This is a genomic window from Pseudomonas sp. LAM2023, assembly GCF_016620375.1.
GTDB classification, from domain to species: Bacteria; Pseudomonadota; Gammaproteobacteria; order Pseudomonadales; family Pseudomonadaceae; genus Aquipseudomonas; species Aquipseudomonas anuradhapurensis.
Genome location: NZ_JAENHV010000036.1, coordinates 137,298 through 150,981 on the forward strand (window position 1 = coordinate 137,298; position 13,684 = coordinate 150,981).

Annotated in this window: 11 protein-coding genes; 3 read left to right on the top strand and 8 right to left on the bottom strand. The window is 64.9% G+C overall.

All coding sequences use genetic code 11. From position 1 onward, the window contains the following. The 4 genes from JKP78_RS20470 to JKP78_RS20485 all read right to left on the bottom strand — a co-directional run bounded on the left by JKP78_RS20470 (window position 1) and on the right by JKP78_RS20485 (window position 5,318). Window positions 1–1,578 (bottom strand): aldehyde dehydrogenase (NADP(+)), encoded by a 1,578-nt coding sequence (locus JKP78_RS20470; protein WP_200627429.1) that lies wholly within the window; start codon window positions 1,576–1,578, stop codon window positions 1–3. Between the two features lie 188 nt (window positions 1,579–1,766). Further along, window positions 1,767–2,714, bottom strand: coding sequence for a dihydrodipicolinate synthase family protein (locus tag JKP78_RS20475; RefSeq protein WP_186687887.1), 948 nt, complete (start codon window positions 2,712–2,714; stop codon window positions 1,767–1,769). A gap of 43 nt (window positions 2,715–2,757) precedes the next feature. Next, window positions 2,758–3,684: a 4-hydroxyproline epimerase gene (locus tag JKP78_RS20480; protein WP_200627432.1), complete on the bottom strand. Its 927-nt coding sequence runs from the start codon at window positions 3,682–3,684 to the stop codon at window positions 2,758–2,760. 23 nt (window positions 3,685–3,707) lie between these two features. Further along, the gene (locus tag JKP78_RS20485; protein WP_200627434.1) at window positions 3,708–5,318 is read right to left on the bottom strand and encodes an APC family permease; all 1,611 of its coding nucleotides are present in this window, start codon (window positions 5,316–5,318) and stop codon (window positions 3,708–3,710) included. Between the two features lie 344 nt (window positions 5,319–5,662). Here JKP78_RS20485 and JKP78_RS20490 point away from each other — a divergent pair, with 344 nt between their 5' ends. Further along, on the top strand, window positions 5,663–6,433 hold the full coding sequence (locus JKP78_RS20490; protein ID WP_186687884.1) for an AraC family transcriptional regulator: 771 nt from the start codon (window positions 5,663–5,665) through the stop codon (window positions 6,431–6,433). Here the strand turns inward: JKP78_RS20490 and JKP78_RS20495 are convergent. Then, window positions 6,399–7,301, bottom strand: a complete 903-nt coding sequence (locus JKP78_RS20495; protein WP_186687883.1) for a DUF6216 family protein — start codon at window positions 7,299–7,301, stop codon at window positions 6,399–6,401. The genes JKP78_RS20490 and JKP78_RS20495 overlap by 35 nt on opposite strands. 142 nt (window positions 7,302–7,443) lie before the next feature. Next, the gene (locus JKP78_RS20500) at window positions 7,444–8,331 is read right to left on the bottom strand and encodes a LysR family transcriptional regulator (RefSeq protein WP_186687882.1); all 888 of its coding nucleotides are present in this window, start codon (window positions 8,329–8,331) and stop codon (window positions 7,444–7,446) included. 140 nt (window positions 8,332–8,471) lie between these two features. On the opposite strand from JKP78_RS20500, the gene moaB reads away from it, so the two are divergent. After that, complete coding sequence (gene moaB / locus JKP78_RS20505) at window positions 8,472–9,011, top strand: molybdenum cofactor biosynthesis protein B (protein WP_170031469.1); 540 nt, start codon at window positions 8,472–8,474, stop codon at window positions 9,009–9,011. Between the two features lie 160 nt (window positions 9,012–9,171). Here moaB and JKP78_RS20510 read toward each other — a convergent pair whose 3' ends face one another. Together JKP78_RS20510 and moaA are read right to left on the bottom strand one after the other, a co-directional pair. Next, window positions 9,172–10,071 carry a bestrophin family protein gene (locus JKP78_RS20510; protein WP_186687880.1) on the bottom strand — a complete coding sequence of 300 codons (900 nt, stop codon included), beginning with the start codon at window positions 10,069–10,071 and terminating at the stop codon, window positions 9,172–9,174. Between the two features lie 20 nt (window positions 10,072–10,091). Next, on the bottom strand, window positions 10,092–11,096 hold the full coding sequence (gene moaA, locus JKP78_RS20515) for a GTP 3',8-cyclase MoaA (RefSeq protein ID WP_186687877.1): 1,005 nt from the start codon (window positions 11,094–11,096) through the stop codon (window positions 10,092–10,094). Window positions 11,097–11,310: 214 nt separating this feature from the next. On the opposite strand from moaA, the gene JKP78_RS20520 reads away from it, so the two are divergent. Beyond that, window positions 11,311–13,641, top strand: coding sequence for an FdhF/YdeP family oxidoreductase (locus tag JKP78_RS20520; protein WP_186687874.1), 2,331 nt, complete (start codon window positions 11,311–11,313; stop codon window positions 13,639–13,641). Window positions 13,642–13,684 lie beyond the last annotated feature (43 nt).

Here is a 13,684-nt window from a genome sequence, read left to right on the forward strand (position 1 = left end):
TCAGCTTTCCCGTTTACCGTCGAGCAGGCGCCGCAAGTGCAGCGGGTTACCCTGCTTCAACGCCTGCGGCAACAGGGCATCGGGGAAGTCCTGGTAGCACACCGGGCGCAGGAAGCGCAGGATCGCCGCCGTGCCCACCGAGGTGCTGCGGGCATCGGAGGTGGCCGGGAACGGCCCGCCGTGGACCATCGCGTCGCACACCTCGACGCCGGTCGGCCAGCCATTGACCAGCAGGCGCCCGGCCTTGCGCTCGAGGGTTGGCAACAGTTTGCGGGCACTGTCGATGTCGCCATCGTCCAGGTGCAGGGTGGCGGTCAGCTGGCCTTCCAGATGCTCGGCTACCTGGCGGACCTGCTCGTCGCTGGCGCAGGCCACCACCAACGATGCGGCGCCGAACACTTCGGCCTGCAACGCCGGGTCGGCGAGGAACGCTTCGGCCTGGGTGACGAACAGCTGCACCTGGCACTGGTTGGGGCCTTGCCCGGCCTGGCCAGTGGCGGCGACGCGGGCATTGGCGTTGGCAGCCAGGGCTGCGACGCCGGCCTGGTAGGCCGCGAAGATGCCAGGGGTGAGCATGGTTTGCGCAGCGGCCTTGGCTACCTGCTCGCCGGCGGCGGTGATGAAGCGCTGCAACGCCGGCCCCTGGCGGGCAATGACCAAGCCCGGGTTGGTGCAGAACTGGCCGGCGCCCTGGGTCAGCGAGGCGACGAAGCCTTGCGCCAGCGTCTCAGCGCGCGCCTGCAAGGCGGCGTCGAACAGGAACACCGGGTTGATCGAGCTCATTTCGGCATACACCGGGATCGGTTCCGGGCGCGCTTGCGCGGCCTGGCACAGCGCAATGCCACCGCTGCGCGAGCCGGTAAAGCCAACGGCCTTGATTCGCGGGTCGCGGACCAGGGCGATGCCCACTTCCCGACCAGAGCCGTACAACAGTGAAAACACGCCGGCTGGCAGGCCGCACTGCTGTACCGCGCGGGCTACCGCCTGGCCGACCAGTTCGCTGGTGCCCGGGTGCGCGCCATGGGCCTTGACCACCACCGGGCAGCCGGCGGCCAGGGCCGAGGCGGTATCGCCGCCGGCTACCGAGAAGGCCAGGGGGAAATTGCTGGCGCCGAACACCGCCACCGGCCCCAGTGCCACCTGGCGCTGGCGCAGGTCGGCACGGGGCAGGGGCTGGCGCTCGGGCAGGGCGTTGTCGACCCGCACGTCCAGCCATTCACCGGCCCGTACCACGCGGGCGAAAGTGCGCAGCTGGGTGCAGGTGCGGCCACGTTCGCCCTGGATCCGCGCCTGGGGCAGGCCGGTTTCGGCCACGGCGCGGTCGATCAGCGCATCGCCCAGCGCTTCGATCTGCGTGGCGATGCTTTCGAGGAACTGCGCCCGTTGTTCGAGCGAGGTTTCGCGGTAGGCATCGAACGCGGCCCAGGCCAGTTCGCAGGCCTGGGCCACGTGTTCGCCGCTGCCGCCGAGGTAGGCCGGCTCCAGCGCCTGGCCAGTGGCCGGGTCGATGGCACGGATGGCTACGCGGCTGCCGGTTACCGGCGTCTGGCCGATCAGCAGGTTACCTGTGAGGGTCATGGAGCCTCCTTGGGAAATCATGTTCGGGTAGCAAGGCAAACCGCGTCCCCTGTAGGAGCGGCCTTGTGTCGCGACAGGGCTGCGTAGCAGCCCCGGCAATTCATGTACCTGCGCGGAAATCCCGGGGCTGCTTCGCAGCCCTGTCGCGACACAAGGCCGCTCCTACAAGGGGCCGCGCAGGGCATAAGTCAGGCCAGGTTCTGCTCGGCCGACCAGCTGGCATACCAGCTGCGGAACAGCGCGTACTGCTGTTCGGCATAGTTGCGCTGGGCGTCGGTCAGGGCGTCGGTCTCGTTGAAGTGCAGGCTGTATTCGCGGTCGCCGTTCAGCACCATCAGGTGCTTGTAATACAGCACCAGGTCGCAGCCTTCGTCGAACGACGACAGCACCGCCAGCGCCGCTTCCAGCTCGCGTGCCAGGCGCCGGGCCTTGGCATCGCCCTTGGCCGCTTGCTTGCTCAGCTTCACCAGGTGCAGCACTTCGCGTGGCAGGGCATTGCCGATGCCGGTGATGGCGCCAGTGGCGTTGCAGTTGACGAAGCCATGCACCACCTGGGTATCGACGCCGACCATCAAGGTGACGTCGTCATCCTTGGAGGTGATGTGCTCGGCGGCGTAGCGCAGGTCGGCGCCACCGCCGAACTCCTTGAAGCCGATCAGGTTGGGGAATTCGCGGCGCAGTTCGAAGAACAGGTCGGCGCGGGTGGCGAAACCGTAGTACGGGCTGTTGTAGATCACCGCCGGCAGCTTCGGCGCGGCAGCGAGGATCGCCGAGAAGTGGTGCTTCTGGGCAATCAGCGAGGCCCCGCGGCTGAGCACGCGCGGGATGACCATCAGGCCGGCAGCGCCCACCTTGGCCGCGTGGGCGGCGTGGGATACGGCTTCGCGGGTGTTCACCGCACCGGTGCCGACGATGGTCGGGATGCCGGCGGCGACCAGGCGGGCCACGCCTTCCTGGCGCTCGGCTTCGGTCAGCAGCGGCCAGTCGCCCATCGAGCCGCAGTACACCACGGCGCTCATGCCGAGGTCGATCAGTTCGCGGCCCTTGCGCACCAAGGCGTCGAAGTCCGGCTTGCGCTCGGCGGTGCACGGGGTCATCAGGGCGGGCATGGTGCCTGTGAAGATGTTGCTGGTCATGGTGTTGCTCCTGGCGGTATTCAGTCTGGGAAAAAACCGGGGCTCAGATGCCCCAGGCGAACGGGTCTTGTTCGTCGATCAGCAGGGTGCTGTCGGCGGTCATGTAGGCGCGGCCGGTGATGAACGGGCGAATGCGTTCGCCGTCGCGCTGGTAGCGGCCGTGGAACTGGCTGCCGGTAATGCTGGCCTGCACCCAGGTCTGGCCTTCAGCGAGCTTGCCGTCGGCGGCCAGGCAGGCCAGCTTGGCGCTGGTGCCGGTGCCGCACGGCGAGCGGTCGTAGGCCTTGCCGGGGCACATCACGAAGTTGCGGCTGTCGGCAGTGGCGTCGTCGGCAAACAGCTCGACATGGTCGATCGGCGCCCCGTGCTCGCCGGTGATGCCCTGGGCTTCGAGGGCCTTGAGTATGGCCCAGGTGTAGTCGGTCAGCGCCTCGCGGTTGTCCAGATCGATGCGCTGGCCGTGTTCGGAAACCAGGAAGAACCAGTTGCCACCCCAGGCGATGTCGCCGTGCACCACGCCGTGCCCGGGCACGTCCACCGCCACCTGCTGGCGATAGCGGTAGGAGGGCACGTTGCCGACGGTGACGGCGCCGTCCTCATGCAGGGTTGCAATGACCTGGCCGACCGGGGTGTCGATCTTGTGTTCGCCCGGGGCAATCAGGCCCAGGTGCTGCAGCGAGGCGACCAGGCCGATGGTGCCGTGGCCGCACATGTTCAGGTAGCCGGCGTTGTTGAAGAAGATCACCCCGCAGGTGGCGTCGGCCGAGGTCGGCGGGCAGTACAGCGCGCCGACCAGCACATCATTGCCGCGGGGTTCCAGCAGGCAGGCGCGGCGCCATTGGTCATGCAGTTCGCGCAGTTCGTCGCGTTGCTCGGCAATGCTGCGCCCGTGCAGTGTCGGGAAGCCTTTCATCACCAGGCGGGTCGGTTCGCCGCCGGTATGCGAGTCGATGACGTGGATGTGTTTCATGGGCTTGTCCATTGGCTAGAGATTCAGGAAGCGACAGCGGGACGGCTGCTGTAGGTTTCAACACCAACTTCGCTTTCATCCTCGCCTTCCAGGCGCACCTGGTGGGCCGGTACACCGGTGGCTGCGCCCCAGTAGTAGACGCCCAGGGCGCAGGCGGCCACGGCCACGGTGTCGAACGGGTGGCCGAGTACCCCCAGGCCGCCGAAGCTGCCCAGCCAGGACAGCAGGATGGTCACTGCATAGAAGCCGATCAGCCACGCCGACGAGCGCACCTGTTGGGCCAGCGACAGGTGCTGGGTCGGCACGAAGCGACCGCACAGCAGATACAGCACGAACATCACGATCTGCAGCGCCAGCAGCCACGACACGGTGTTCCAGCCGGACCAGTACACGATCAGCGCGGCGATGATGAACGACAGTGGGCCGAGCACGCCCATGCCCTTGACCCGGAACGGGCGCGGCATGTCAGGGGCATTGCGGCGCAGGGCGGCGACGGTGACCGGGGCCACGGCGTAGCTCAGTACCAGGGCCGCGGAAACCACGTTGATCAGCGCTTCCCAGGACGGGAACGGCAGGGTCCAGAACACCGACAGGGCAAAGGTCAGCCACAACGCCGGGCGCGGGATGCCCGACTCGGCATCGATACGGGTGAAGTACTTGAAGAAGGTGCCGGTCTGCGCCCAGCCATAGACCACGCGTGGGGTGGCGTTCATATAGATGTTGCCGCAGCCGCTGGGCGAGATCACCGCGTCGGCCACCACCAGGTAGGCCAGCCAGCCGACACCCAGGGCCAGGGCGATGTCACGGTAGGGCAGGGCCAGTTCCTTGGCCACGCTGGCCCAGCCGTTGGCCAGCATTTCGGTTGGCACGCTGCCGAGGAAGGCCAGTTGCAGCAGGGCATAGATGGCGGTCGACAGCAGCACCGAGAGGATCAGCGCGATCGGGACGGTGCGCTGTGGGTTCTTCACCTCGCTGGCGACCGAAATGATGGGCGTCAGGCCCAGGTAGGCGAAGATGATGCCACCGGCCGAGACCGCCATTTCCACCCCGGACAGGCCGAACGGCGCAAAGCCCTGGACCTCGAAGTTTTCCGGCTTGAAGAAGGTGAACAGCACGCCGATCACCAGCAGCGGCACGATGAACTTGAACACGCTGACCAGGTTGTTGGCCTTGGCGAAGGTTTTCACGCTGCGGTAGTTGAGGAAGAAGAACAGCCCCAGCAGGGCGAACTGCACCAGCCAGCCGAGCACGGTCGGGTCGCTGGAGCCGGCCTTGGTCAGCCCGGGGAACCAGGCGGCGGCGTACTGGCGCGAGGCGACCACTTCGATGGCGATCAGGCTGGAAAAGGCGATCAGGGTGATGAAGCCCATCAGGTAGCCCAGCAGCGGGCCATGCGAGTACACCGGGTAGCGCACCACGCCACCGGCGCGGGGCAGGGCGGCGCCCAGCTCGCAATAGACGATGCCCAGCAAGAGCACGGCAAAGCCGCCGAGGAACCAGGACAGGATACCGGCCGGGCCGGCGATGGCCGAAACGTGGCTGGCGGCGAACAGCCAGCCGGAGCCGAAGATGGCACCTAGGCCGATGAAGGTGAGGTCCAGCAATGACAACTGTTTCTTGAATTTGCCTGACATGGGGGCGCCTTTTTGTTGGTTATTGGATAGGCAGTTCTGATGTCACGTGATGCGGCTTGCGTGGGGCATAGAGTGGACCGATCAAGGCGGCGGTTCTTGATGGTTTTCTGCAGGGTGGATGACGAAATCGGCACAGTTGGAAAAAAGCAGTGGCTTGGGGAAAGGCGGCTGGATAGGCTGTAAGCCATACAGGGCAAGGGCTTGAGAACTGCAGTGGCGGTGCCGGCCCTTTCGCGGGTTAACCCGCTCCCACAGGGACCCCACCGCCTTCAAGATCTGTGAAGCCCCTTGTGGGAGCGGGTTTACCCGCGAAGAGGCCGGCACAGCAAACCGAGACAGAGCAGATGAGCGACACCCCCCTGGCAACCCTGTATCAGTCCTTCGACCAGCACCGCCCCGCCAGCCTCGAGGCCCTGCTCGCCGGTGTGGCCTTGCTGCTACCGATCCTCGATGCCATTCCCAACGCGGCGATCTTCATCAAGGACCCGGCTGCCCGCTACGTGCTGGCCAACGACACCCTGGTCCGGCGCTGCGGCCTCAAGCGCCTGCAACCGTTGCTGGGCAAGACCAGTGCCGAGGTGTTCCCGGCACAGCTGGGCCCCGGTTATACCGAGCAGGATCGACGTGTGCTCAAGGAAGGCCTGGTGCTGGAAGACCAGCTGGAACTGCACCTGTATGGCAGCCGCGAGCCCGGCTGGTGCCTGACCCACAAGCGCCCGCTGTACAACCTGGCAGGGGAGATCATCGGCCTGGTCGGCATCTCGGTCGACCTGCAGTCAGCCGCCGACACCCACCCGGCCTACCAGCGCCTGGCGGCGGTGGACGAGCACATCCGCCAGCATTTCCACCAACCGATCAGCATGCGCGAGCTGACCCGGATAGCTGGTATTTCCGTGGCCCAGCTGGAGCGCTACTGCAAGCGGGTATTCCACCTCACGCCACGGCAGATGATTCACAAGGCGCGCCTCGAACATGCCCATCGCCTGCTGCACTCGGACCTGCCGATCACCGAAGTGGCCATGCGCTGCGGCTATACCGACCACAGCGCCTTCAGCCGCCAGTTCAAGCAGCTGACCGGTTTTACGCCGCGGCAGTATCGGCAGGCGACGACGTAGTGGCCGATGGCGTTGCCTGCAGTCCGCATTGAGCGCGTTTTTGCCACTGCTGGTACAGCGATCGTGCCCTATGCATACGGGCAAGTTTCAATAGCAGCAGTACCAACCCCACCATGCTGCCGAACGCGATGCCTGCCAGTAATGAACGCTGCGCCTTGAGCCCATTCACCACGTGTGATTCGTAGTTGGGGTCCATAAAAAATGAGCAAACGGTGTCCAAGTCCTTTTCAGGAAAGCCTTTTGTGAAGGGTTTCAGGGTTTGGTTTGAGCGGCATTGCTCCGGCGTCAGGACCTTGTCTGGCCACATTTCAAACTTGATGTTGTCCGTAGAGAGGTAGAACGAGGGCGTGTCGGGGGCGTCTTTCAAATGCACCAGCAAATACTTGGAATCGCCGAAAAACGAAAATGGCATAAAGGTGCCAATGAGCCCAAGCATTGCGACAAATGTCAGCCCCAATTTCCATCGGCTGAATCGATTGACTGCAAATGTGGGTGCAGCAAAATTGCTCCAATCCATATATTTGCGGTTGCGGCCTATATCGCTTGGGGCAAAGCCATTGTCCACGATCCAGCGATGAGCGAGCCTTGCATCGCGCAAGTTGTTTGCAGGAATGTTGAACTCGTATCTGAAAAATTCGATTTCACGCAGCTCCTTACGCATCTCGTTCAGTTCTGAGAGGTCGTCGAACTCTGTTTTTCCACCGAAACTGCGCCAGATCAGGTCGCGCAGAAAGTACAGCGACCCGGCCCTGCTGTGGATAAACGACACCAGCAAGAGCACCATCACCAACAGGCCGAGGCCGCCTAGCGGGGCCAAGTTTTCGGCACTCCATACCAATGGCGTGGAAGCGGCTGAAGGTGTCGTCATGTCAGATCCTTGGACAAATGGGATGAGAAATGGCTGCGCGTTGTCGCACTGCCTGGTGAGTGAAGGAGGATAAAAGCGGCGGGAGCGGCCTGTCGCTAGCGAAAAGTCCTAGGGTGCAGTAGGACAATTCGCTGTTGAGCGATTAACAGGTAGCGAACAACGCCCGCGCCTCGGCAAAGCACTGCTCGGCAATCGCCGAACGTGGCTCGCTGCGGCGCAGCAGCAGGCCTACCGGGCTGTGGATGGCGGCGTCGGCCACCGGCAGGATGCGCAGGTGCTCGCTGAGGTCTTCCAGGCCGCAGTCCAGCGGCATGATCGCGCAGCACATGCCGGTGTTGATGGCCTGGATCAGCTGGAAGCTGGAGTCGCTTTCCAGCACCGCATTCGGCTCCAGGCCGCGGCTGCGGAAGCTCAGGTCCAGCGACTGGCGGTAGTGCATGCCCTTGCTCAACAGGCCCAGCGGAATGCCACCGAGCTCGTCCCAGCGCAGGGTGTCGCTGGCGAACTGGAAGTGCCGGGTATCGTGCAACAGGCCCATGGTGGTGGTGCCCAGTTCGATCACTTCGAAGAAGCTGGTGTTGACCTGGTCCAGGTAGCAGATGCCCAGGTCGAGCTGGTTGCGGCTGAGCCCGTCGATGACCTGCTCCGAACTCAGCGAGCTGAGCTGGAAGTGCAGCTCGGGGTATTTCTCACGCAGCGGCAGCAGCAGGTGCATGGGGTTGAAGCTGGCCAGCGGCACCGTGCCCAGGCGTAGGCTGCCGACCACCTGGCCACGGCAGCTGGCGGCCTCGGCCTGCAGGCCGTCGTGGGCGGCGAGCAGGGTGCGGGCCCAGGCCAGGATGCGCTCGCCGGCTTCGGTAAAGCCTTCGAAACGCTGGCCGCGCTTGACCAGTACCAGGTCCAGTTCGTCCTCCAGGTTGCGCAGGCGCATGGACAGCGTTGGCTGGGTAATATGGCACAGCGCCGCGGCCTGGCCGAAGTGGCGGGTCTGGTCGAGGGCGATGAGGAACTTGAGCTGCTTGATGTCCATGGAAGTGCCTGGTATCGGGTTGTGCAGACCTTAACCCACGTTTGCGATAGATGTCATTGATCAGCCGGTACGCCATATCGATTGGACGCCCCCGGGCCATGCCTCTAGCGTGGCTGCAATGCCACTGAAGGAGCTTCGCCGTGCGCGTCCAAGCCGACGCGGTCTTCGTACCGCTCAACATCGCCGTGCTGACTGTCAGCGACACCCGAACCTTTGACAACGACACCTCCGGCGAGCTGCTGGCCAGCCGTTCGGTGGAGGTCGGCCACCGTCTGGTGGCACGGGCGCTGCTCAAGGACGACCTGTACAAGATCCGCGCCCAGGTGGCTACCTGGATTGCCGACGACCAGGTGCAGGTGGTGCTGGTCACCGGTGGTACCGGTTTTACCGGGCGCGACAGCACGCCGGAGGCGGTCGAGTGCCTGCTGGACAAGCGCATCGACGGGTTTGGCGAGTTGTTCCGGGCCTTGTCGATCCTGGATATCGGCACCTCGACCGTGCAGAGCCGCGCGTTCGCAGGGCTGGCCAACCGCACCCTGGTGTGTTGCCTGCCAGGCTCCACCGGGGCCTGCCGGACGGCCTGGGAAGGGATCCTGGCGGAACAGCTGGATGCGCGGCACCGGCCGTGCAACTTTGTCAAGCACCTGCTGCCGATCGAGGCCTGCGCCAGCCGGGGCTGATTCACTCACGGCTGGCTGACGCGTGTAGGAGCGGCCTTGCGTCGCGAAAGGGCTGCGCAGCAGCCCCAGTACCTGCGCATTGATGCAAAGATTGCCGGGGCTGCTGCGCAGCCCTTTCGCGACGCAAGGCCGCTCCTACATCGGCCCTGCGATGGCAGTTTCAGCTCAACACATACCCCACCGGCAACAACGCCGGCGGCAGCTGTCGTTCGCCCAATCCGGCCAGTACATCGCGCTCCACGGTGCGCACCATGGCATCGGTCGGCAAGTCGTTTTCATCGCGCCCGAATGGGTCTTCCAGCTCGTTGCCAATCGCATCCAGCCCGAAAAAGGTGTACCCGACGATGGTGGTGAACAGCGGCGCCAGCCAGCCCAGTGGCTCGGCCAGGGCAAACGGCAGCAGCAGGCAGAAGATATAGATGGTGCGGTGCAGCAGCAGCGTGTAGGGGAACGGCAACGGCGTGCCCTTGATCCGCTCGCAGGTGGCCTGCACCTCGGTCAGGCCCACCAGGCGCTGTTCCAGCAGGCTGTAGCGCCAGTCACTGATGTGCTGTTGTTCCGCCAGCCGCGAGCAGTGCTCGCCCACTTCGCGCAGGATGGCGTCGCACACATTGTGGCTGCCGAGCGCTTCGGGCCGGGCCAGCCAGGGCCGGGCAGCCGCCAGTTCGTCCTCGTTGCGCAGGTGCGCATTCAGCGCATGGGCAAAGCCGCACAGGTTGCGCAACAGCTCGACGCGCAGGGCCGGGTCGGCGATGACCTGGCTCTCGCGCACGAACGAGCGGGTTTCGATGATCAGCTTGCCCCAGGCCTTGCGCCCTTCCCACCAACGGTCGTAGCAGGCGTTGTTGCGAAAACTCATGAAAATCGACAGCGACAGGCCGAGCAGGGTGAACGGGGTGGCGCTGACCGGGTAGAAAAACGCCGGGAAATGCCGCTCGACCAGCACGATCAGCGCGGCCAGCAAGGTGATCATCAGGCAGCGCAGGGCAATGCGCTTGACGATCGAGCCCTTGAGGGTGAACAGCACGCGCAGCACATCAGGAGTGGGGTGGACGATCATGGCAATCCAGAGACGGCGGCCTAGCCGCCGGTCATGTTCATGAAGCGCAGGATCTGCACGTCGCCACCGACTTCGAAGTGATGGCGGTAGGGTTTGAGGTGCAGCGAATCGCGAATGGCTTGTTCCAGGCGTTCGGCGTTGCCCGGGTGGGCGCGCAGCACCTGCTTGAGGTCCACCGAATGTTCGTTGCCCAGGCACAGCAGCAGGCGGCCCTCGACGGTGAGGCGCACGCGGTTGCAGGTGGCGCAGAAGTTGTGGCTGTGCGGCGAGATGAAACCGATGCGGGTGTTGCCGGCTTCGGCCAGGCGCCAATAGCGCGCCGGGCCTTGCGACGATTCGGTCGATTCGACCAGGGTGAAGTGCTCGGCCAGGCGCGCGCGCACCTCGTCGCTGGAGCAGAACGACTCGCCGCGCTCATGCTCGTCGATCACGCCCAGCGGCATCTCCTCGATGAAAGTGATGTCCAGCTCGCGGTCGATGGCAAAGCGCACCAGGTCGACCAGTTCGTGGTCGTTGCGGCCCTTGAGCACCACGCAGTTGAGCTTGGTGCGCTGGAAACCGGCGTGGCGCGCAGCGTCGATGCCGGCGATCACCTGGTGCAGGTCACCGGTACGGGTCAGCTGCCTGAAGCGCTCGGCATCCAGGCTGTCGAGGCTGATGTTCAGGCGGGTCACGCCAGCGTCGAACAGCGGCTGGGCCAGGCGCCCGAGTTGCGAGCCATTGCTGGTCAGGCACAACTCGCGCAAACCGGGCAGGGCGGCGATGCGCCCGCACAGGTCGACGATGCCCTGGCGCACCAGCGGTTCGCCACCGGTCAGGCGGATCTTGCGGGTGCCGAGGGCGACGAAGCGCTCGGCCACCGCGAACAGCTCTTCGAGGCTGAGGATTTGCTGGCGTGGCAGAAACTGCATGTCTTCGGCCATGCAGTACACACAGCGGAAGTCGCAGCGATCGGTGACCGACATCCGCAGGTAGTCGATTTTCCGGTTGAAGCCGTCGATCAGGGCCCGGCTGTTCTGTTCCACGTTCGCGCTCGAATGGGTTGGGACTGCACTCCAAGCTATAACCTGGGGGCAAGGCCGTCAAATTGCTTTGCCCGACCATTTGATCGACTGCTTCTATCATCACCCCCGGCGCATGATCGAAAGCGCTTATCACGCCGTAAGATCTTTCGATTGGACGGCTCTACCCCGCGCTCCATAGGCTGAAAAAAAGCATCGAAGCGTGAGGATTCAGCGCATGAGCCAGGACCGACATATCCGCGACTACAAGGGCGCCGCCGCCGGCTGGGGGGCGCTCAAGAGCGTGACCAAAAGCTGGCTGGGCAGTGACAATGCCTTCAAGAACCTGCGCGCCATGCTCAAGACCAACCAGAACGGCGGCTTCGACTGCCCCGGTTGTGCCTGGGGCGAGTCGCCGGAAAACGACATGGTCAAGTTCTGCGAAAACGGCGCCAAGGCGGTCAACTGGGAGGCCACCGGCCGCTCGGTGGACCCGGCGTTCTTCGCCAGGTACAGCGTCAGCGCGCTGGCCGCGCAGAGCGACTACTGGCTGGAATACCAAGGCCGGCTGACCCACCCGATGCGCTACGACGCGGCCACCGACCACTACGTTGAAACCAGCTGGGAAGAGGCGTTCGCCCTGGTCGCCCAACACTTGCGCGCGCTCGACTCGCCCGACCAGGCCGAGTTCTATACCTCGGGGCGGGCCAGCAACGAGGCGGCGTTCCTCTACCAGCTGTTCGTGCGTGCCTACGGCACCAACAACTTCCCCGACTGCTCGAACATGTGCCACGAAGCCAGTGGCGTGGGCATGGCGGAAACCCTTGGCGTGGGCAAGGGCACGGTGGTGTTCCACGACCTGGAACTGGCCGATGCGATCTTCGTCATCGGCCAGAACCCCGGTACCAACCACCCGCGCATGCTCGAACCGTTGCGTGAAGCGGTCAAGCGTGGGGCCCAGGTGGTCTGCTTCAACCCGCTGAAAGAGCGCGGCCTGGAGCGCTTCCAGCACCCGCAACACCCGTTCGAGATGCTCAGCAATGGCTCCGAACCGACCAATACCGCCTACTTCCGCCCGGCCCTGGGCGGCGACATGGCGGTGTTGCGCGGCATGGCCAAGTACTTGCTGCAATGGGAGCGCGAAGCCCAGGCCAACGGCGAACCGGCGGTGTTCGACCATGCCTTCATTGCCGAGCATACCAGTGGCATCGACGCCTACCTGGCCACCCTGGACGCTACGCCGTGGGCGCACATCGTCGAGCAATCGGGGCTGACCCAGGCCGAGATCGAGCTGGCTGCGCGCATGTATCGCAAGGCCGAGCGGGTGATCATGTGCTGGGCCATGGGCGTGACCCAGCACCGCCACTCGGTGGCGACGGTACAGGAAATCGTCAACCTGCAACTGCTGCGCGGCAACGTTGGCAAACCCGGTGCCGGCCTGTCGCCGGTGCGTGGCCACAGCAACGTGCAGGGCGACCGCACCATGGGCATCGATGAAAAACCCAGGCCGGCGCTGCTCGACGCTCTGGAAAAGCGCTTCCGCTTCCGCGTGCCGCGCGCCCATGGGCACAACGCGGTGTTGGCGATCAAGGCCATGGAAGAAGGACGGGCCAAGGTGTTCATCGGCCTGGGCGGCAACTTTGCCCAGGCCACGCCGGACACGCCGCGCACCCATGCGGCGCTGCGCAATTGCGCGCTGACCGTACAGATTTCCACCAAGCTCAACCGCTCGCACCTGGTCACTGGCCGCGACGCGCTGATCCTGCCCTGCCTGGGGCGTACCGAAATCGACCTGCAGGCCAGCGGGCCGCAAGGCGTGACCGTGGAGGACACGTTCAGCATGGTGCACCTTTCCCACGGCCAACTGCGCCCGCGTTCGCCACACCTGCGTTCGGAGCCGTGGATCATCGCCGGCATGGCCCAGGCGACCCTGGGCAAGCGGCCGATCGACTGGGAATACGCGGTTGCCGATTACGGTCGTATCCGCAGCATGATCGCCGATGTGATCCCCGGCTTCAGCGATTTCAACCAGCGTCTGCAGCACCCGGGTGGCTTCCACCTGGGCAACCATGCCGCCGAGCGCAAATGGCGCACGGCCACCGGCAAGGCGCGCTTCAGCCCGCAGTCGTTGCCGGAGCAACTGGTGAATGCCAAGGTGCTGGCGCGCGGTGACAAGCCCGACCTGATCCTGCAGACCCTGCGTTCGCACGACCAGTACAACACCACCCTGTATGGCCTGGACGACCGTTATCGCGGGGTGTTCGGCCTGCGTGAAGTGGTATTCGTCAACGAGGTCGACATCCGCCGGATGGGCTTCGAGCCGGGCGAGCATGTGGACCTGGTGTCGCTGTGGGAGGATGGCGTGGAGCGGCGCGTGTCGGGCTTCCGCCTGGTGGCTTACGACGTGCCGCAAGGGCAGGCGGCGGCCTATTACCCGGAAACCAATCCGCTGGTGCCGCTGGACAGCTATGGCGAGGGCACTTATACGCCAACCTCGAAGTTCGTCGCGATCAAGGTCGAGAAGGCCCAGGCCGGGAACCGGATCGCAGCGCTCAACACTGCAAGCTGATTGGCTCGTTTGCACGCGCCTGCAGGACGGTGCGATCCCTGTA